This window comes from Pseudonocardia sp. NPDC046786 (genome assembly GCF_040645415.1).
Lineage (GTDB): Bacteria > Actinomycetota > Actinomycetes > Mycobacteriales > Pseudonocardiaceae > Pseudonocardia > Pseudonocardia kongjuensis.
In genome coordinates, this window is record NZ_JBEYYF010000020.1 from 54,144 (window position 1) to 73,344 (window position 19,201).

Sequence of the window (19,201 nt, forward strand, 5' to 3'; positions counted from 1 at the left end):
GCATGCACCCACCGACCGGGATCGTCCACATCGGACTGTCCAACTTCCATCGGGCGCACCAGGCGGTGCACACCGCCGCCGCGCTCGCCGCCGAACCCGGCCCGTGGGGCGTGCTGGGGGTGGCGCCGCGCAGCACCGCGGTCGCCGACGCGCTCGTCGCGCAGGACCTGCGCTACACCGTCGTCGAGATCTCGCCGGACGGCGAGCGGGCGAGCGTCCCCGCGGTGCACACCGGTGCGCTGGTGGCGGCCCGCGATCCGGAGCCGGTGCTGGCCGCACTCGCCGCACCGGACACCCGGATCGTCTCGCTGACCGTCACCGAGGGCGGGTACACGATCGATCCGCGCACCGGTGGCATCGATCTCGACGATCCCGGTGTGCGGGCCGACCTGGCCGGCGCGAGCGGCACCGCGATCGGCCTGGTCGCCCGCGGCCTGCTCCGCCGGGCCCGCGGTCACGGCGCCCCGGTGACCGTGCTGAGCTGCGACAACCTGCTCGCCAACGGCGAGGTGACACAGCGGCTGGTGCGCGGATTCGCGGCCGCGCTGCCGGCCGCCGAGCGCGACGACCTGCTCGGCTGGCTCGACGCGGGCGCCGTCACGTTCCCGAACTCGATGGTGGACCGGATCGTGCCGGCCACCACCGACGCCACCCGGGCCGCCGCGGCGCGGCTGACCGGCGTCCCGGACGCCGTCCCGGTGCCCGCCGAGCCGTTCAGCATGTGGGTGCTGCAGGACGCGTTCGCCGCAGGCCGGCCGGCCTGGGAGGCGCCGGGCGACCGGGGGCGCGTCCCCGGCGCGGTGTTCACCGACGACGTCGCCGGCTACGAGCTGCTCAAGCTGCGCCTGCTCAACGGCACCCACTCGCTGCTCGCCTACCTCGGCGCGCTCGCCGGGGAGGACCTGATCGCGGACTCGGCCGCCCGGCCGTCGATCCGGGCCGCGGCCGCGCGGGTGCTGCACGACGACTACCGGCCCACCGTGCGGGTGCCCGACGGCGTCGACGTCGACGACTACGCCGCCCGGCTGTTCACCCGCTGGTCGAACGTCGCGCTCGGGCACCGCACCCGGCAGGTCGGGTCGGACGGGTCGCTCAAGCTCGCCCAGCGGATCCCCGGCCCGGCCGCCGAGCACCTGGCGTCCGGCACGATGCCGCACCATCTCGCGCTGACCGTCGCCGGCTGGCTCGCCTGCGTCGCACCGCCCGCCGGGTTCGATCCCGGCCCGCACGCCGCCGCGATGGCCGAGCCGGCCCGCGACCGGCTGGCCGCGACCGCGGCCGGCCCGGCCGACGGGCACGTGCGGGCCGGGCTGGACCTGCTCGGCGGGGATCCCGGTGGCGGGTTCGCGGCCCGCACCGCCGAGCTGCTCGACGTGCTCGTGCGGCACGGCGTCGACGCCGCGGCCGCCGAGGCCGCCGGTGAGCGGAGGGCGGCATGAGCACCGGAACGATCCCCGGGCGCACCCGCGCCGCCGTCCTGCACGCCGCGCTCGACCTGCGGGTCGACGAGGTGCCGGTGACCGGCCCCGCCCCCGGCGAGGTGCTCGTCGCGGTCGAGGCGGTCGGCGTCTGCGGCTCCGACGTGCACTACTTCACCGACGGCCGCAACGGGCGCAACGTGCTGCGCGGCCCGATGGTGCTGGGGCACGAGGCGGCCGGCGTCGTCGCCGCGCTCGGGCCGGGGGTGACCGGACCGGCGGTCGGCACCAGGGTCGCCGTCGAACCGGCGGTCGGCTGCGGGGACTGCCCGACCTGCCGGTCCGGCGCCTACCACCTGTGCCCGTCCGGGACCTGCTTCGGCTCGCCGCCCACCGACGGCGCCATGTCCGGCTACCGGGCCGTCCCGGCCCGCGCCGTGCACCCGCTGCCGGACACGCTGACCACCGAGCTCGGCGCGCTCGTCGAACCGCTGGCGGTCGCCGTGCACGCGGTCCGCCGGGCCGGGGTGTCCACCGGGCACCGGGTGCTGGTCACCGGTGCCGGGCCGATCGGGGTGCTGGTCGCCCAGGTCGCCCGGGCCGCCGGCGCCGAGCAGGTCGTCGTCACCGACGTGCACGACGCCCGGCTCGACCGGGCCGCCGGGCTCGGCGCCACCGGCACCGTCAACACCGCCCGCGACGAGCTCGGGGAGGCCACGTTCGACCGGCTGCTCGAGTGCTCCGCGGTGCCCGCCGCGCTCTGGCAGGGCATGCACGCGCTCGGCCCGGCCGGGCGGGCGACCGTCGTCGGCCAGGCACCGGACGCGCTGCGCGCACCGGGTGCCGACCCGCACCACCTGAAGGTCGTCGTCCGCCCGGGCGACTGACATCCCGCCCCGCACGGGGCCCGACTCCATCCGAGGACGCATGGACACCAGCGGAACCGCACCAAACCCGTCCACAGTGGATCCCGATCGGCCGGCCGACCCGAAGGCGACCCGCAAGGCGGCCTGGGCCGGTCTGGTCGGCACCACGCTCGAGCAGTACGACTTCGTCATCTACGGCACCGCATCGGCGCTGGTGTTCTCGACGCTGTTCTTCCCGAACGTCTCGCCGACCGTCGGCATCCTGGCCAGCTTCTCCGCCTACGCGGTCGGGTTCCTGGCCCGGCCGCTGGGCGGGCTGTTCTTCTCCCGCTACGGCGACCGGCTCGGCCGCAAGTGGATCCTGGTCGCGACGCTGCTGCTGATGGGCGGCTCCACGCTGCTGATCGGCCTGCTGCCCACCTACGAGATGATCGGCGTGTTCGCGCCGATGCTGCTGGTGGTGTGCCGGTTCTTCCAGGGCTTCGGCGCCGGGGCCGAACAGGCAGGCGCGGCGACCCTGCTCACCGAGACCGTCGGCCGGGGCCGGCGCGGCCGGTACGCCTCGCTGGTGATGGTGGGCGCGGCGCTCGGCACCGCGCTGGGCGCCGTGGTCTGGATCGCGGTGCAGCAGCTGCCCGAGGAGCAGCTGATGAGCTGGGGCTGGCGGCTGGTGTTCGGGTCCAGCCTGATCGTCACGGTCGTCGCGATGGTGATCCGCCGCAAGCTCGACGAGAGCCCGGTGTTCGCCGAGCTGAAGGAGAACCACGTCGCGCCGGCCAAGCCGGCCGGCGAGGTGTTCCGGCACGGCCGCCGTCCGATGCTGCTGGTGCTGTTCATGAACGTCGGAACCAGCGCGCAGTCCTACACCTTCCAGGTGTTCATCGCGTCCTACCTGGTGATGCAGGTCGGCGTGGACTCGTCGTTCGTGCCGCCGGTGCTGCTGGTCGGTGCGATCTGCGGCGGCCTCGCCGCGTTCGGCTTCGGCTCGCTGTCCGACCGGGTCGGGCGGCGCCCCGTCTACGTCGGGATCATGGCCGGGATCGTGCTGCTTCCCTGGCCCGCGTTCGTCGCGCTGAACACCGGTGATCCGGTCGCCGTCGTGGTGACCATCGTGATCGGCTTCGTGCTCGCCGTGAACGGCGGCGTCGGCGTCCAGATGAGCTACTTCCCGGAGCTGTTCGGCAGCCGCTACCGCTACGCCGGGGTCACCCTGGGCCGGGAGTTCTCCTCCGCGCTCGGCGGCGGCGTCGCACCGCTGATCTGTGCCGCCCTGCTCAGCGCGTTCACCGGGTCCTGGATCCCGGTCGCGCTCTACATGTCGCTGATCGCGCTGGTCAGCCTGGTCGCCGCCTGGATGGCGCCGGAGACCCTGGACCGTGATCTCACTGTCCCGCACGACGCCGGGGCCCCGCTCCGCGGCCGGGTGGACGCCTGATGGGTACGGCGCCACGGGCCGTCTGCCTCGGCGAGACGATGGGCCTGCTCGCCGCCACGTCCGTCGGCCGGCTCGCGCACGTCGGCGAGATGGCGCTGGGCATCGGCGGGGCGGAGAGCAACGTCGCGATCGCGCTGTCCCGGCTCGGGGTGCCGACCGCGTGGGCCGGCCGACTCGGCGCCGACGCGATCGGCGACCGGGTGGCCCGGGAGCTGACCGCCGAGCGGATCGACGTGCACGCCGTCCGCGACCCGGACGCGCCGACCGGGCTGATGCTCAAGGAGCGCCTGCCCGGCGGCCGGATCAAGGTCTGGTACTACCGCTCGCACGCCGCCGGGTCCCGGCTGGTCGCCGCCGACGTCGACGACGACCTGATCGCCGCCGCCGAGCTGCTGCACGTCACCGGCATCTCACCGGCGCTCGGGCCGGGCCCCGGGGCGGCCGCGGCGCACGCCGTCGCGGTCGCCCGGGCGGCCGGGACGACGGTGTCGGTCGACGTCAACCACCGCTGCGCGCTGTGGTCCGACGTCGACGCCGCCCCCGCCCTGCGGACCCTCGCCGCCTCGGCGGACGTGCTGTTCGCCGGGGACGACGAGGCGCGCCTGGTGCTCGGGAGCACCGAGACCGATCCGGAGACGCTGGCCCGCGGGCTGGCCGGGCTCGGGCCGTCCGAGGTCGTGGTGAAGCTGGGGGCGGACGGGGCGCTCGCACTGGTCCGGGACGGCCGGGCGTCGGCTGGTGTGAGAGCTGCGGGGTCTGTGGGGACTGCGGGGGCTGTGGGGACTGCGGGGGCCGCGGGCGGCAGCGCCACGTCTGGCGGCTGGACGGTGCTGTCCGAGCCCGCGGTGCCGGTGGAGGTCGTCGACCCGGTCGGCGCCGGTGACGCGTTCGTCGGCGCCTACCTGGCCGAGCGGCTGGCCGGCCGCGACCCGGCGGCCCGACTGCGCACCGCGGTCGCCGCGGGCGCGCTGATGTGCACCGTCCCCGGGGACTGGGAGGCGCTCCCCGACCGGAGCGACCTGGCCGCGATGACCGGACCCGACGTGAGCCGCTGAGCTCACACCCCGTCGCCGTCGTCCGCACCCGTCGCAGCGGGTGCGGACCGGGGCGACGGGGTGCGGACCGGACGTCGGGCGAAGGCGGGGGCCCGCTCCGGGAGGGGGCCGACGCCGACCAGGTAGGCCGGGACGATCCGCAGGGCCGGCACCCGGCGCATCAGGCCGAGCACCGCTGCCGGCGGGGCGGTCAGCGTGCCGTCGAGTGCGGGAGCGGCGACCAGCCGGTGCATGATCCGTTGCACGCCCTGGACCAGCACGGTCGGCAGCAGCCGCCGGCGCCGGACCCGCGCGAGCTCGGCGCCGGGCACGCTGCCCCGCCGCAGTGCCGGGGCGAGCAGCCTGGCGGCGGCGACCGCGTCCTGCACGGCGAGGTTGATCCCGACCCCGCCGATCGGGGACATCGCGTGCGCGGCGTCGCCGATGAACAGCAGGCCGTCGACGTGCCAGCGGCGCAGCCGGTTCAGCCGCACGTCGAGATGCTTCACGTCGTCCATCGAGCCGATCGCGCCGACCCGGTCGGCACAGTCCGGGATCAGCTCGGCGACGTCGGCCCGGAACGCCTCGATCCCGCGGGCGCGCAGCGCCGCGTCGGAACCCTTCCGGCCGAGGTAGGCGATCTGCAGGTAGCCCTCGCGCGGGATGACGACGGCGAACCGGCCCGTGCCGAGCCGGGGCGTGAGCATCGCGCCGGTCTCGTCGGGCCGGCGCGGCAGCCGGAACCACCAGGCGTCGAACGGGACCCCGAACTCGCGTACCGCCAGACCGGACCCGGACCGCAGCAGCGAGTGCCTGCCGTCGCAGGCCACCGTCAGCTCGGCCCGGAGGATCCCCGACGCGCCGTCCGCGGTCCGGTACCGGACGCCGGTGACCCGGCCGTTCTCGCGCAGCGCGCCGGTCGCCGCAGTGCTGGTCCGGAGCGTGAACGACGGCTCGGCGCGGGCCGCGTCGGCGAGCAGGTCCAGCAGGTCCCACTGCGGCATCATCGCGATGTAGGGATGCCGCACGCCGAGCCGGGCCAGCCGGGCCAGGTCGCCGACGACCTGCGGCGGGCCGCCGCCCGGGGTGGGCAGGGCGACCTCGGTGATCCGGCACTGCGGCAGGGCCGCGACCCGCTCGCCCAGCCCCAGGTCGTCGAGCAGGTCGAGGGTCGACGGGTGCACCGTGTCGCCGCGGAAGTCGCGCAGGAAGTCGGCATGCTTCTCCAGGACGGTCACCCGGATCCCGGCCCGGGCGAGCAGCAGCCCGAGCACCATCCCGGCGGGGCCGCCCCCGACCACGCAGCAGGTCGTCCGCTCCATCGCGTCACCTCGAATCGGCCTGCGCCGACTGTAGCCCCGGACGCCGGCGGGGGCCCGCCGTTCCCGGCCCCGACGTCACACCCGCTGGAGCCGGTGCGGCGTAGGCCTGGGGTGCGGTGGGGGAGCCGGGGCGCGGTGGGGCGGCGTGACGGGGCACCGGGGGCGGCGGTGTCGCCCCCGGTGCCACGGGATCAGGCGTGCGCCGCGGCCCGGAACCCGTGCAGCTGGGCGGGGCCGTCCGGCCCGGTCCACAGCACCTGGGTGAGCAGCAGGCTGATCACCCCGGTCCGCGGGTCCGACCGCCAGCCGGTGCCGAGCCCGCCGTCCCATCCGTAGCGCCCGTCCGGCTCGACGCAGAGGCCCAACCCCCAACCGGCGCCGTCGAGGAACATCGTGGCGTCGGCCCGCTGCGCGTCGGTGAGCCGGTCGGTGGTCAGCTCGGCGACCCCGCCGGGGGAGAGCAGCGGCCGGCCGCCGTCACGCAGTGCCCGGGCGAAGGCCAGCAGGTCGTCGAGGGTGGAGACGAGCCCGGCCGCGCCGGACGGGAACGGCGGCGGCGCGGCCCACGCGCCGCGCACCGGGTCGACGACGGTGAACCCGCCGGCCGGGTCCGCGGCGAGCTGCGGGACGAACCTGTCCAGCTGCTCCGCGGACACGTGGAAGCCGGTGTCGTGCATGCCGAGCGGGGCGAACACCCGGTCCCGGAGCAGGTCGGGGAGGGACCGGCCGCAGACCCGCGCGAGCAGCACACCGAGCAGGTCCCCGCTGGTCTGGTAGGCCCAGCGCTCGCCGGGCTGGGCGATCAGCGGGATCGCGGCGAGCCTGCGCATCCACTCGTCCGGCGGCGGGGGCCGGTAGCGGCCGGGCGGGCCGTCGCTGCCGAGCCGGGCGTCGGCGTAGGCCCTCTGCACCGGCAGATCGGCGGTGAACCGGGGCAGCATCCCGATCCCGCTGCGGTAGGACAGCAGGTCGGCGAGGGTGATCCCGCGCCGGGCCGGAACGGTGTCGTCCAGCTCCGCGGCCTCGTGCCGCAGCACCCTGGGACGGGCCAGCTCGGGCAGCCAGGTCGCGACCGGGGCATCGAGATCGAGCGCTCCGTCCTCGACCAGGCCGAGCGCTGCAACGGCGACGACCGGCTTGGTGATCGAGGCGATCCGGACGATGGTGTCCCGGCGCAGCGGCCGCCCGGCGCCGTCGTCACCGAGGACGTGCACCTCGGTGCCCGCCCGCGGCCGGTCGACGGCGGCGAGCAGACCGGGTGTCCGGCCGCCGGTGACGGCATCCTGCAGCGTCCGTGCCACATCGCCGGACGCGCTGCGGTCGAGATCGGTGCGCACGGTGCCTCCCGCTGTCGGACGGTCTCACCGGTTCCGACCCGACCGGCCGCCGGAACTCATCGGCCGGGCTACGGCTTGATGCCGACGCCCCCGACGACGCAGCGCTGCACGGCGTCCTCCGGGGTGAGCTGAGGGCCGTCCGGCCACCACCGGTGACACGTCACGATGCCCGGCTCGACCAGCTCCACACCGGTGAAGAGGGCCTCGATCTGCGGCCGCGTGCGAAAGTGGCCGCTGCCCATCGGGCTGTGCAGCAGGAGGTCCTCGATCCGGCGGGCCAGCGCGCTGTCGTCGTTCTCCGGGTCGAAGAAGTGCGAGAGCACCACGACGCTCCCGGCCGGGAGCCGGTCGAGGTAGCCGGCCATGATCTCGGCGGTCCGCTCGGCGACATGGTGCAGGGTGGCGACCTGGAGCAGCGCCACCGGCCGGTCGAGATCGAGGAATTCCTGCACCGTCGGGTCGTCGAGGACCGCGCCCGGGTCGCGCAGGTCGGCGTCGATGAAGCGGGTGCCGTCGTTGTCCTCCAGCAGCGCCCGGCCGTGCGCGACGACCGTCGGGTCGTTGTCGACGTAGACCACCCTGGCCTCGGGCCGCAGCCGCTGGACGACCTGGTGGGTGTTCTCCGCGGTCGGCAGGCCGGAGCCGCAGTCGAGGAACTGGGTGACCGGGGTCTGGGTGGCGACGAAGCGGGCGGCCCGGATCAGGAACGCCCGGTTGTCCAGCGCGATCCGGCCGATCTCCGGGGCGACCGCCCGGATCCGGTCGATGATCGCCCGGTCGACCTCGTAGTTGTCCTTGCCACCGAGTGCGTAGTCGTAGACGCGGGCGATGCTGGCCCGGGTGGTGTCGATGTAGGTGGGAGCTCGACCCTCGGCCGGCTGGACCATCTGCGGTGTCCTCACTGCGCTCGGCGCGGACGTACGGAGTGACCGGCGTCACCTGTTCGGTCCACCGTAGCGGACCCCGGGGGTGGCTGAGCAGGACGGTTGCGCCGCGGTTCGAACACCGGCTGTGTAGGCTGGATCGCCCGAACGCCTGAGCCGGGCACCGGTGCCCGGCCCGTACCCCCTGACGAGCCGGTGCGCCGGGCGGTGCCGGTGGCGTCGGGACCCCCGTCCGGATCCAGAGGAGCACGCCCCCGGTGGTCGCGAGCCCGAACAGCCCGACGCCGCCCGGCGCCGACCGCGGCCCGACGGCGCAGCGGATCGTGCTCGGCTCCCACCTGCGCCGGCTGCGGGAGCGGGCCGGGATCCGGCGGGCCGACGCGGCGTACGCGATTCGCGGCTCGGACTCGAAGCTGAGCAGGCTCGAGGCGGGCAAGGTCGGGTTCAAGCAGCGCGACGTGCTGGACCTGCTCACCCTCTACGGCGTCGCCGACGGCCCCGAGCGCGAGCACGTGCTCGCGATGGCGGGGGAGAGCAAGGGCAGCGGCTGGTGGGCCCGCTACAACGACGTGGTCCCCGGCTGGTTCGAGGGCTTCGTCGGGCTGGAGTCCTCGGCGTCCCGGATCCTGACCTACGAGCTGATGTTCGTGCCGGGCCTGCTGCAGACCGAGGCGTACTGCCGCGCCGTGGTGAGCGGCGGCCACGCCGAGCTTCCGCCGGACCGGCTGGCCGAGGTGGAGAAGCGGGTCGAGGTCCGGCTGCGCAGGCAGAAGGTGCTGCACCGCAAGGACGCCCCGACCTTCTGGGTGGTGCTCGACGAGGCGGTGCTGCTGCGTCCGGTCGGCGGGCCCGCGGTGTACCGGGAGCAGATCGAGCACCTGCTGGACCTGTCCGCACTGCCGAACGTGATCGTCCAGCTGCTGCCGCGGAGCCTGTCCGGCTACGCCGCCGAGCACGCGTTCACGATGCTGCGGTTCGCCGAGCCCGAGCTGCCCGACCTGGTCTACCTGGAGGAGATGACCGGCGCGTCGTACCTGGACAAACGGGCCGACGTGGAGCGCTACGGGCGCTCGATGGACCGGCTCACCGTCGACGCGCTGAGCCCGGACGAGACCGGGCAGGCGCTGGTGAAGCTGCTCGCCGACGGCTGACCGGACGCCGGCCGGGCGATCGGCGGCCGCAGCACCGGCGGCCGGACGGCGGCGCGCGGTGGCCCGACCGGCGATCTGCAGCCGGGCGCGGCCGGGTGACCGCCGGGCGCCGACGGGCGGTGCCGCCCCGGCCCGGCTGCTACCGTCGATGCACGCGACAATGCATGTGCAGATGAGGTGAGCGTTCGCATGAACCAGATGCACCTGAGCGACCCCGCGACGATCGACGAGCTGACCTGGCGCAAGAGCACCCGCAGTGGCCAGCAGGGCAACTGCGTGGAGCTCGCGGTCACCGGCGAGGGGATCGCGGTCCGCAACTCCCGCGATCCGCACGGCACGGTCCTGGCGTTCTCCACGTCCGGCATCGGCGATCTCCTGACCTCGATCAAGAACGGCGAGCTCGACGATCTCGCCTGATCCCTGTTCCTCCCGCGGGCGGCCGGCCCGACCCCGGCCGCCCGCGGTGAGCCACCGGGCAGCGCGACGCCCGCCACACCGGTGATCAACCGGCGCCGCCCGGTGTAGGAAAGAACGGTGAGCCGTTCGGAACAGGCCCCGGCCCCGTCCTACCGCGGGGCCAGCGCCCACTACCTGTCCCCGTCCCGGCGGGACCCGGTGAAGATCCTCTCCGAGGAGCCGGTGACCCGGCGGGTGATCGCCGCCGCGCTCGCGGCGCTCGGCCGCACCGGGGACGGTCCGGTGTCGGTGCTCGACGTCGGCTCGGGGACGGCCGACGGGTACGCGCTGCTCACCCGTTCCGCGCCGGACGCCCCGCCGCTGGTCGCGCCGGAGCGCCTGACCTACGTCGGCCTGGACGTCGATCCGGAGATGGTGCGGACGGCGCGGGCGACGGTGGTCTCGCCGTCGGCGTCGTTCGTGCTGGGTGACGTGCGCGACCGGCTGCCGGACGGCGTCTTCGACCTGTACCTGTCCTGCGGTGTCCCGTACTCGCACCTCACCCGCGACGAGCTGGTCGTGGCCCTGCGCTCGGTGCTGACCGCGGTCGCGGCGCGCGGCCGCCGGGCCGCCGTGATCGTCGACGTGCTGGGCCGCTACTCGGTGGAGTGGCGGCCGCGCTGGGACCGCGAACGCTGGGACTACGCGATGAGCTTCTTCGCCGGCGGAGGCGACGCGATCTCGGAGCCGATGACCTTCTACTCGCGGCCCGCGCTCGACGCGGTGGTCGACGCCGCCCGGGAGGGCAGCGGCGCCCGGATCGTCGCCCGGACCGCCGTCGACCGCTCGGTGCTGGTCGGGCGGCACACCGCCACCGGCACGTTCCACCCGCAGGTGCCGCGGTTCCGGACCCTGGTCAACGACCTCCTGCGCGACCCGGGCCGGGTGCGCCCGGCGGACCTGCGGTTCACCCCGGCGACCGACGGGGCCCCGGCCGACGTGCTGGCCTGGCTCGGCCGGTTCGCCACCCGCTGGAACCGGCTGCTGGCAGGCCGGCCGGACCGGGCGGGCGCGCTCGACGACGCCGCGGCGGCCCGGCTCGCGCACACCCTGCTGGATCTGGAGCGGGAGGCGGGGCCCGGCCTCGGCGTCGGCCACTCGCTGACGATGACTGTGGTGGCCGAGCGGGCGTGACGTGGGTCTCCCGGGCATTCCGGTCATCGGACCGACCTCTGGACCGTGGTTCGTCGCGGGCGCTCGGACGACCGGGCTCGCCGACCCAGTTCCATCCCGCGCACGCAGGCCGGTTTCGACGCCTGGATCGCGCAGGGCGCCGGTGCCCTGCACTACGCGTTCCGGCAGCAGGCGCCCGCCCCGGTTCGAGCGGGCGGAAACCCGGTGGTCCAGAACCCGGCCACCAGGGCACCATCCGGGGCGCGATCGATGGTGTCCTGCGAGGTCGGGTACCTCCACCTGCCGGGAGCGTTCGCACCAGAGCTGGCCGCTCGATGCCGGGAGCTGCTCGGCGTCGAGCTGCGCGGCCGGGGGATCGAGCTGGACGATCCCGGCACCTGGCCCGGCCCGGTGGTGCGGATCGAGGCGATGGCCCAACCGGAGTTCACCGAGTCCGCCGGGACGCCGATCCTGCGCGCCGCCTACGACGAGCTGGTCGGCCCCGGGCGCTGGCGGCCGCGTCGGGGGATGGGCACCCTCCCGATCCGGTTCCCGCACCACGCCGAGCCCGGCGACGACGGCTGGCACGTCGAGGCATCGTTCGCCGGGCGGGACGGCGGCCCGCGGCTCTCGGCCGCATCGCGCGGGCGGGCGCTGCTGATGCTGTTCCTCTACACCGACGCCGGCCCGACGACGCACCGACGCTGCTCCGGGCGGGCTCGCAGCATGACGTCGCGCCGCTGCTCGCCCGGTACGGGGAGGACGGCGCGGAGTGGCTGTCGTTCTGCGGGGAGGCGGTCCCGGCGACCGGGCACCGGCCGATGGTCGCCGCGACCGGTGCGGCCGGGGACGTCTACCTGGTGCACCCGTTCGTGGTGCACCGGGCCCAGCGGATGGGCCCGGACGCCCGAGGCCCGCGGATCGCCCAGCCGCCGCTGGAGCCGGCGGCCGCCGCGGCCTGACCGGGTGGGTCAGAGCTGGACGCCCCGGGTGAGGGCGCCGTCGACCACCAGGTTGGTCCCGCTGATCCGGCTCGCCCGCGGGCTGACCAGTGCGACGACGGCGTACGCGGTCTCCTCCGGGGTGCCCATCCGGCCGGTCGGGTTCAGGCCCATCGCGTGCGCGAACAGCTCGGGATTGCCCTGCTCGACGCTCTCCCACACCCCGCCCGGGAAGTAGACGTTGCCGGGGGAGACCGCGTTGGCCCGGATCCCCTTCGGCGCCAGGTCGAACGCCAGCCCGGACACGTAGTGCACCAGGGCGGCCTTCATCACGCCGTACGAGCCGTCCGCGAAGTCGATCTCCCGGCCGGACACCGAGGACACCGCGGTGACCGACGCGGCGTCGCTGCGCTCCAGGTGCGGCAGCGCCGCCTCGACCAGCCGCACGGTGTGCAGCAGGTCGATCTCGAAGCTTGACCGCCAGTTCGCCTCGCCCGGGCCGATGGCGAGCGCACTGACGTTCGCCACGACGGCGTCGATCCGGCCGTACCGCTGCGCGGTCGCCTCCACCCAGGCGGTGAGCGCGTCACCGTCGGCGACGTCCACCGCAGTCCCGGTGACCTCCGCCGAGCCGGCCCGCAGCTCCTGCTCGGCGGCCGAACAGCCGTCGGCGTCACGGGCGCAGAACGCCACCCGGGCGCCCTCGGCGGCCAGCGCGTCGACGACCGCCCGGCCGATGCCGCGCGAGCCGCCGGTGACCAGGACGACCCGGTCGGTCAGCAACATGTCCACAGGGGAGCTCCTTCTAGAGGGTGCGGGCCTGCTCGCGCAGGTGTCGGTGCACGCCGTTGTAGGCGGCGGCGTCGGGGAGCAGCGCCTTGGAGATCTTGGTGACGGCGCTGTAGTTGGTGTCGACGACGTTCGCCAGCGGCGACTCCGCCGCCTGGGTGAGCAGCTGGTAGGCGTCCAGCCGGTCCAGGCCGTACAGCTCGCCCAGCCAGGCGATCATGCCGACCTGGCTGGCCCGCCAGGCGTCCTCCAGCGGCCGGGACGACCCGACCACCACGTAGTGGCTGTCGGTCTCGATCCGCGGCCAGGCCGGGGCCGGCGCGTTCTTGATCAGCTCGACGATCAGCACGACGTCCATCGCGCCCTCGACGGCCGTCCCGCAGCTCTCGCCCTCACCCTGCCGGTAGTGCCCGTCGCCGACCGAGAACAGCGCGCCCTCGACGTTGACCTGCAGGTAGCAGGTGGCGCCGGCGCGCATCTCCGGGGTGTCCATGTTGCCGCCGAACACGTCGGGGACCAGCGAGCTGCGCACCTCCCGGCCGGGCGGTGCGACGCCGACGGTGCCGAGCATCGGATTGCACGGCAGCTCCAGGCGCAGGTCAACGCTGGTCGCCTCGTACAGCACGGTGCCGGCGGCCCGGTCCAGCTGGTAGATCCAGGTGCGCTCGGGCAGCGGTTCGTGCAGCAGCGCCGTCCGGTCGGTCGTCGAGAGCGCGCCGAACAGCGGGATCGTGGTGGAGGCGCCCCAGTCCCGGGCCGGGGTGAGGTCCACCAGGTGGATGGCGAGCGTGTCGCCGGGCTCGGCGCCCTCCACGAAGAACGGCCCGGTCTGCGGGTTCACCTCGGTCATGTCGAGCACGTCGGTGGCCCGGTCGGAGGTCGAGGTGATCCGGCCGGAGAACGCGTCCTCGGTCCACAGCCGCAGGCAGGTCCCGGGGGCGACCCGGCGGGCCGGTGCGGCACCGCCGAACGTCCAGGCGAACTCGTGCCGTTCCGGTCGGTATTCGACAACGCGCATGGGTGGGATCATGTCCCGCCTGCCGTCGCCCGGCAACGGCGACCGGGCGCACCGTGCCCGCCGGCCCGGGCCCCTAAGTCGGCTCCGCCGTGCCGCCGGTCCGCCGGTCCCGGCTCGCCTCCGCGGCCGCCCGGGTGGCGTCCCCACCGGTGGCCGCCCGCGCGGCGAGCTCCCGGTAGGTCAGCGGCCTGCGCTCGAACCGGCCCTCGTGCGCGGCGATCGCGTCGCGCTGCTCGCGGTGCTCGGGATGGCGCGACTCGAACTCGCGGCGGGCCTCGACGGTGCGCCGCCAGTGCGTGATCGTGTCCCGGTCGCCGTCGCCCACGCCCTCCCAGGACTGCGGGGCCGAGGCCATCGACGGTGGTGGCGCGGCCCGCCCGTGCATCGCGGGCGACGGCGGCCGGCGCGCGGTCGCCGCACCGCAGGCCGGGCAGTCCGGGTCGGGCGACGACCAGGACGGGACCATCATCTCGAAGCGGGTGCCGCAGCCGCAGGCGTAGTCGTAGACGGGCATGGTGGCGGCCCCCTCAGGTGTAGTGGTTCCCGGGGCCGGTGCGCAGCTCCCTGATCTGGTTCGCGTCGTGCCCGAACACCACCGTCGCGCCGGTCCGCTCCTGGATGGCGCGGATCTTGTCGACCGATTCGAACCAGGCGACCGTGTCGTAGACGATCCCGGCCGCGATCGGCGGCGGGCCGTAGGACTCCTTGAGGTACAGCGAGTCCGAGGCGAAGATCATCGTCCCGGAGTCGGCGAGATCGACCTGCAGGCTCATCGTGCCCCAGGTGTGGCCGGGCGTGCGGAGCAGCGTGACGCCGGGCATCAGCTCGGTGTCGGCCGAGATCGTGTCCAGCTCGAGGGTCGGCTCGAGCTTCAGCTGCCGCAACCGCGAGTCCAGCCAGTCGTCCTCGCTGGCGGCGTCGACCGGGAAGAACTGGCCCAGCCCGGACGGCGCCCAGCGGGTCTCCCAGTCCCGCGGGACACCGGCGTCCCACATGAGCTTCTGGCCGTTCGGATGCTCGACGTGGACGACGTGGGTGGGTACCTCCACCCAGTCACGCTGCTTCGCCGGCTGCTGGTGCGTCGCCATCCGGGACGGGTCGATCAGCAGCCAGGTCAGGTCGGCGTGCATCGTACCGGTCGGCAGGATCGTGACCTTGATCTTGTCTCCGGTCGTGTCGGACATCGCTCTCCTCGTCGAGCAGCGGGCCGGGTCGGACACATGCGCCCTGGCGCACGCCTGACGTGCGCGACAACCGGAGGCGGCCGTGGCAGGCTGCCCGGATGGCGAGGTACTACGACGTGCACCCGCAGAATCCGCAACCCCGCAGCATCGGTCAGATCGTGGACGTGGTCCGTGACGGCGGGCTCATCGCGTACCCGACCGACTCGTGCTTCGCCCTCGGCTGCTCGCTGGGCAATCGGGAGGGACTCGACCGCATCCGGCAGATCCGCAAGCTCGACGACAAGCACCACTTCACGCTGGTCTGCGCCGACTTCGCGCAGCTCGGCCAGTTCGTGCAGATCTCCAACCGGGTCTTCCGGGCGGTGAAGGCGTCCACCCCGGGCAGCTACACGTTCATCCTGCCCGCCACCAAGGAGGTGCCGCGGCGGCTGCTGCACCCGAAGAAGAAGACCGTCGGCGTGCGGATCCCCGACCACGCCACCACGCAGGCGCTGCTGGAACGCCTCGGCGAGCCGCTGCTGTCGTCCACCCTGCTGCTGCCCGGGCACGACGAGCCGATGACGCAGGGCTGGGAGATCAAGGAGGAGCTGGAGAACCAGGTCGACGCGGTCATCGACTCCGGCGACTGCGGCACCGAGCCGACGACCGTGGTGGACCTGTCCGGCGACGAGCCGGAGATCGTCCGCACCGGCGCCGGGGACCCGTCACGCTTCGAGTGACGCCGGACGGGTGACGGCCGGCCGGGAGCGGTGACGGCGCGACGAGGGCGCGGCCCGGGCCACGCGGCCCGGCGCTGCGGAAGGTCCGCCGGTCGAGGGGGACCGGGTGGACGGGCCGGTGGGTGGCCGGGCCCGCGCCGCCCGCCCCTCCGCGGTCCACCGCCCACCGCATCGGGGCGGGCGAAAGCGCAACCGTTGAGTAGTCTTCGTGATCGACCGTTCCCGGCCCGATCCCGCAGCGGGCCGGGTGCGCGACGTCCGGAACCGGGCGTCGTACCAGCCGTTCGGAGGACGATCGCGTGGCGCGAGACGACCCGCCGTACAGCCGGTCCGGTCCGGGGCAGGATCCACCGGGCGGGCCGGGTGAGGGCGCCGGGGGCGACGCGGTGCTGGCCGCGATCGCACACCGGCTGCGGGCCCGGTCCGAGCGCCAGCAGCTCCTGACCGAACGGCTGCGCAGCGGCGAGCTGCGCCCCGGCGCGCTCGCCGACCTTGCGGAGCTGGCCGCCGCCGCCCGGCGCGGCGCCCGCGACGGTGACCACATCCTCGTCCTGGCCGGGTCCCCGCGCGGCCCCCGGCTCGCGGCGCCGCCGACCCCGCTCGGGCAGGCGCTGAACGCGGTGGTCGCGTCGAGCGAGGCCGCGTCGCGCACCGTCGTCCCGCCCACCCCCAGCATCGCGCTGGACGCCGCCGCGGAGACCGTCCTCGGCCAGATCCTCGCCGAGCTGCTCGCGCACGCCGCCGGATCGACGCCGCCGGGGGAGCGGCTCGAGCTGCACAGCCGCTGGGGTCCCGACGGCGGCCTGGTCGTCGAGCTGCAGTGCGCGCAGCCGCCGCGCCACCTCACCCCGATCGACGAGCTGGACCGGGCGCTGACCACGGCCACCCCGGGCGGCCCGGTCGCGCCGCAGGAGATCGGTCTGCACGTCGCCGCCCGGCTGGCCCGCACGATCGGCGCCCGGCTCGGCGTACGCGGGCCCGCCGGGACCACCGGCGTGTCGCCGATCGCGGTCCTGCACCTGCCGTCGTCGGTGGTGCACGGCGGGCCGCAGGGCGAGCAGCCCGAGCCGGCCCGCGAGCAGGAGGCCGGGCCGACCGCGGCGCTGCACCACTCACCGTCGGCGGCCGGCGAGACACCGTGGCCGCCGCAGCAGCAGGAGCCGCGCCCGGCCCCGGCCGAGGAGCAGGTGCCGAGCTGGCCGCCGCTCTCGGCCGCGAGCACGGCCCCCCGGCCCGGGGACCCGGCCGGGACCGATCCGGTCCGGTCCGGCCCGCCCGCCGTCGAGCACCGTGGTGGCCCGGAGGGTGATCTGCCGCGGCCCCCGTCCGGCGGTGATCTGCCGCAGCGCGGCGTGCCCGCGGGGGACCTGCCGCAGCACGGGGCGCCGCCGCGGCCGCCCGGGATCGCCGCGGCCACCCCGTTCGGTGCCCCGGACCAGCGCAACGGGTCCGGGGCGCAGTGGCCGGTCCGGCAGCCCGCCGAGCAGGTGGACGCCCTGTCGCAGCAGAACGGCCCGTCGCAGCAGAACGCCCCGTTCCAGCAGAACGGGCCGTTGCCGCAGGGCGCGCTGTCCCAGCAGAGTGGTCCGGCCCCGCAGAACGCGCCGTCCCGGCCGGGCCCGCAGCCCGATCCGCAGGTCGAGGCCGCGCGCGCGGACGCCGCCCGCGCCGGCATCGCCTTCGGCACGGTCCCGCCCCCTCCGGCCGGGCCGCCCCAGGGCGCACCGCCGCAGGGGCCCCCGCCGCAGGGGCCCCCGCCGCAGGGACCACCGCCCGCCGGGCCGCTCAACGGCGCCCGGCCGCCGGGCCCGGACGGCCCGGACGATCCACCCGTCACAGAGGCACTACCTCTCACCGCTGCGGAGGGCACCCCGCCGGTGGAGCTGTTCGGTCCGTTCGATTCGGAGGTTCCGGTGGCCGTGGACGACGTCGACGACACGCCGATCTTCGCGGCGGTCGCCTCGGCCTGGTTCCGGGAGCCCGGCGCACCCGCGGGAACCGACGGGCAGTCGAGCGGCTCCGCGACGTCGGGCAACTGGCGCACCCCCGGGGACACCGAGTTCGACGCCGCGCGCATCCGCGCCGACCGGGTGGTCGATCTCCCGACCACCGCCCAGGGGCTCCCGCAGCGGCTGCCCGGGCAGGCCATGGTGCCGCCGTCGTGGCGGGACACGCCGAACGGCGCCCAGCCGAGCGGATCGCGGGAACGGCAGCCCGACCGTGTCCGGAGCCGGCTGGCGAGCTACCAGCGCGGCCTGCGGGAAGGGCGGCACCGCGCCGCCGAGGACCCGCCGCCTGCACCCCCGGTGAACGGCGCCGCCCTCAACGGGCACGGTGGTGGGCATCGCCTCAACGGCGACGGCGGGCGCAACGTCGGCTGATCTCTGCCCTGCGTCCCGCCGGCTCGCGTCGGTGTGGGATCCGCGTGGCCCGGCCGGGGCTCGGTGCGGGATGCCGGCGGGTTTGCGTGGGCGGAGGCGCCGCGGCGGGCGCGGAGGTCACCCCCCGGCCCACCCGGCCGGATCGTCCCAGGCCTGCAGGGCGCGGCGGCTGACGAAGCGCCGCCGCCGTCCGGCGAGCGGGTCGTCGAACTCCAGCGAACGGGAGAGCAGCTGCAGCGGGCGGGTGAAGTCGCCGTCGGCGCGCCGGCGCAGCTCGGGGTACACGTCGTCGCCGAGGATCGGCACGCCGAGCCCGGCGAGGTGCACCCGCAGCTGGTGGGTCCGCCCGGTGCGCGGGAACAGCCGGTACCGGGCGACGCCGTCGCGGTGCCCGTCGTGTTCGATGCGGGTCTCGGCGTTCGGCTCGCCCGGCTCGGTGACGGCCGCGAACACCCCGCGCCGCTTCACGATCCGGGAGACCACGGTGCGCGGCAGCTCCAGCTGCGGATCGTGCGGCGCGAGCGCCTCGTAGGTCTTGGTGACCCGGCCGGTGGCGAACAGGGTCTGGTAGGCGCCGCGCAGCTCGGGCCGCACCACCAGCAGGAGCACCCCGGCGGTGGCCCGGTCCAGCCGGTGCGCCGGGCTGAGCTCGGGCAGGCCCAGCTCGTGGCGCAGCCGCACCAGCACCGTCTGCCGGACGTGGCTGCCGCGCGGGATGGTCGCCAGGAAGTGCGGCTTGTCGACGACGACCAGGTCGTCGTCGGCGTGCAGCACCTCCAGCGGGAACGGCACCGGCGCCTCGTCGGGCACCTCGCGGTGCAGCCACAGCGTCGTCGACGGGGTGAACGGCGAATCCGGGCGCAACGGCCCGGCGGCGGTCACGATCTCCCCGGCGGCCAGTTTCGCGTCGATCGCCGCCGGATCGACGCGCGGCAGCCGCGCGACGAGGTGCGCGCGCATCGTCGGCCACGTCCCGGCGGGCGGGGTGCGCAGCCGCGCCGGATCGAGGCCGTCGCGGGCAGGCAGCGGCGACACCTCCCGCGCGGCGCGCCGCCGGCCGGAGCGGGATCTCACGGCTCCGGAGCCTACGTCGCGCCGCTGTGGTCTGCTCCCGGGGGAGCCCGGCAAGGCTTGCTCGCATCGTGGGGCGTAA

Annotated in this window: 18 protein-coding genes; 10 read left to right on the top strand and 8 right to left on the bottom strand. The window is 75.5% G+C overall.

The annotated features are described in order from the left end of the window. Positions 1 to 2: 2 nt before the first annotated feature. Genes ABZ881_RS22515 through ABZ881_RS22530 form a run of 4 tightly spaced genes read left to right on the top strand, consistent with a single transcriptional unit; the run spans position 3 to position 4,774 of the window. Entirely contained in the window at positions 3 to 1,439 is a 1,437-nt protein-coding gene (locus ABZ881_RS22515) for a mannitol dehydrogenase family protein (RefSeq protein ID WP_358487507.1), read from the top strand. Then, positions 1,436 to 2,305 (top strand): alcohol dehydrogenase catalytic domain-containing protein, encoded by an 870-nt coding sequence (locus ABZ881_RS22520; RefSeq protein WP_358487392.1) that lies wholly within the window; start codon positions 1,436 to 1,438, stop codon positions 2,303 to 2,305. The genes ABZ881_RS22515 and ABZ881_RS22520 overlap by 4 nt, the downstream gene beginning before the upstream one ends. 40 nt (positions 2,306 to 2,345) lie before the next feature. Further along, positions 2,346 to 3,719, top strand: a complete 1,374-nt coding sequence (locus ABZ881_RS22525; RefSeq protein ID WP_358487394.1) for an MFS transporter — start codon at positions 2,346 to 2,348, stop codon at positions 3,717 to 3,719. Beyond that, complete coding sequence (locus ABZ881_RS22530) at positions 3,719 to 4,774, top strand: sugar kinase (RefSeq protein WP_358487396.1); 1,056 nt, start codon at positions 3,719 to 3,721, stop codon at positions 4,772 to 4,774. The genes ABZ881_RS22525 and ABZ881_RS22530 overlap by 1 nt, the downstream gene beginning before the upstream one ends. A 2-nt stretch (positions 4,775 to 4,776) precedes the next feature. Here the strand turns inward: ABZ881_RS22530 and ABZ881_RS22535 are convergent, their stop codons facing one another. The 3 genes from ABZ881_RS22535 to ABZ881_RS22545 form a co-directional block, all read right to left on the bottom strand. After that, positions 4,777 to 6,075: an FAD-dependent oxidoreductase gene (locus tag ABZ881_RS22535; RefSeq protein ID WP_358487399.1), complete on the bottom strand. Its 1,299-nt coding sequence runs from the start codon at positions 6,073 to 6,075 to the stop codon at positions 4,777 to 4,779. A 191-nt stretch (positions 6,076 to 6,266) separates the two neighbouring features. Then, complete coding sequence (locus ABZ881_RS22540) at positions 6,267 to 7,412, bottom strand: serine hydrolase domain-containing protein (RefSeq protein WP_358487401.1); 1,146 nt, start codon at positions 7,410 to 7,412, stop codon at positions 6,267 to 6,269. A 68-nt stretch (positions 7,413 to 7,480) separates the two neighbouring features. Beyond that, positions 7,481 to 8,299 carry an SAM-dependent methyltransferase gene (locus ABZ881_RS22545; RefSeq protein WP_358487403.1) on the bottom strand — a complete coding sequence of 273 codons (819 nt, stop codon included), beginning with the start codon at positions 8,297 to 8,299 and terminating at the stop codon, positions 7,481 to 7,483. A gap of 254 nt (positions 8,300 to 8,553) precedes the next feature. On the opposite strand from ABZ881_RS22545, the gene ABZ881_RS22550 reads away from it, so the two are divergent. The 4 genes from ABZ881_RS22550 to ABZ881_RS22565 all read left to right on the top strand — a co-directional run bounded on the left by ABZ881_RS22550 (position 8,554) and on the right by ABZ881_RS22565 (position 11,978). Beyond that, a complete protein-coding gene (locus ABZ881_RS22550) occupies positions 8,554 to 9,447 on the top strand; it encodes a helix-turn-helix transcriptional regulator (protein ID WP_344025440.1) in 894 nt (297 codons plus the stop codon). 189 nt (positions 9,448 to 9,636) lie between these two features. Then, complete coding sequence (locus ABZ881_RS22555; protein ID WP_358487406.1) at positions 9,637 to 9,864, top strand: DUF397 domain-containing protein; 228 nt, start codon at positions 9,637 to 9,639, stop codon at positions 9,862 to 9,864. A gap of 117 nt (positions 9,865 to 9,981) precedes the next feature. Next, the gene (locus tag ABZ881_RS22560; RefSeq protein ID WP_358487408.1) at positions 9,982 to 11,037 is read left to right on the top strand and encodes a class I SAM-dependent methyltransferase; all 1,056 of its coding nucleotides are present in this window, start codon (positions 9,982 to 9,984) and stop codon (positions 11,035 to 11,037) included. An 800-nt stretch (positions 11,038 to 11,837) separates the two neighbouring features. Further along, complete coding sequence (locus ABZ881_RS22565; protein WP_358487410.1) at positions 11,838 to 11,978, top strand: hypothetical protein; 141 nt, start codon at positions 11,838 to 11,840, stop codon at positions 11,976 to 11,978. 9 nt (positions 11,979 to 11,987) lie between these two features. On the opposite strand, the gene ABZ881_RS22570 is transcribed toward ABZ881_RS22565, so the two are convergent. The 4 genes from ABZ881_RS22570 to ABZ881_RS22585 all read right to left on the bottom strand — a co-directional run bounded on the left by ABZ881_RS22570 (position 11,988) and on the right by ABZ881_RS22585 (position 14,948). Further along, positions 11,988 to 12,743 carry an SDR family oxidoreductase gene (locus ABZ881_RS22570; RefSeq protein ID WP_358487509.1) on the bottom strand — a complete coding sequence of 252 codons (756 nt, stop codon included), beginning with the start codon at positions 12,741 to 12,743 and terminating at the stop codon, positions 11,988 to 11,990. A gap of 19 nt (positions 12,744 to 12,762) precedes the next feature. Continuing rightward, positions 12,763 to 13,764 carry an acetamidase/formamidase family protein gene (locus tag ABZ881_RS22575; RefSeq protein ID WP_358487412.1) on the bottom strand — a complete coding sequence of 334 codons (1,002 nt, stop codon included), beginning with the start codon at positions 13,762 to 13,764 and terminating at the stop codon, positions 12,763 to 12,765. A gap of 73 nt (positions 13,765 to 13,837) precedes the next feature. Further along, positions 13,838 to 14,278: a zinc ribbon domain-containing protein gene (locus ABZ881_RS22580; protein WP_358487414.1), complete on the bottom strand. Its 441-nt coding sequence runs from the start codon at positions 14,276 to 14,278 to the stop codon at positions 13,838 to 13,840. 13 nt (positions 14,279 to 14,291) lie between these two features. Then, positions 14,292 to 14,948, bottom strand: coding sequence for an N-acyl homoserine lactonase family protein (locus tag ABZ881_RS22585; RefSeq protein ID WP_358487416.1), 657 nt, complete (start codon positions 14,946 to 14,948; stop codon positions 14,292 to 14,294). A 98-nt stretch (positions 14,949 to 15,046) separates the two neighbouring features. Here ABZ881_RS22585 and ABZ881_RS22590 point away from each other — a divergent pair, with 98 nt between their 5' ends. After that, positions 15,047 to 15,667 (top strand): L-threonylcarbamoyladenylate synthase, encoded by a 621-nt coding sequence (locus tag ABZ881_RS22590; RefSeq protein ID WP_344025414.1) that lies wholly within the window; start codon positions 15,047 to 15,049, stop codon positions 15,665 to 15,667. A 299-nt stretch (positions 15,668 to 15,966) separates the two neighbouring features. Beyond that, the gene (locus ABZ881_RS22595; RefSeq protein ID WP_358487418.1) at positions 15,967 to 18,048 is read left to right on the top strand and encodes a hypothetical protein; all 2,082 of its coding nucleotides are present in this window, start codon (positions 15,967 to 15,969) and stop codon (positions 18,046 to 18,048) included. Positions 18,049 to 18,165: 117 nt separating this feature from the next. On the opposite strand, the gene ABZ881_RS22600 is transcribed toward ABZ881_RS22595, so the two are convergent. Continuing rightward, the gene (locus tag ABZ881_RS22600) at positions 18,166 to 19,122 is read right to left on the bottom strand and encodes a pseudouridine synthase (RefSeq protein ID WP_358487421.1); all 957 of its coding nucleotides are present in this window, start codon (positions 19,120 to 19,122) and stop codon (positions 18,166 to 18,168) included. Between the last annotated feature and the right edge of the window lie 79 nt (positions 19,123 to 19,201).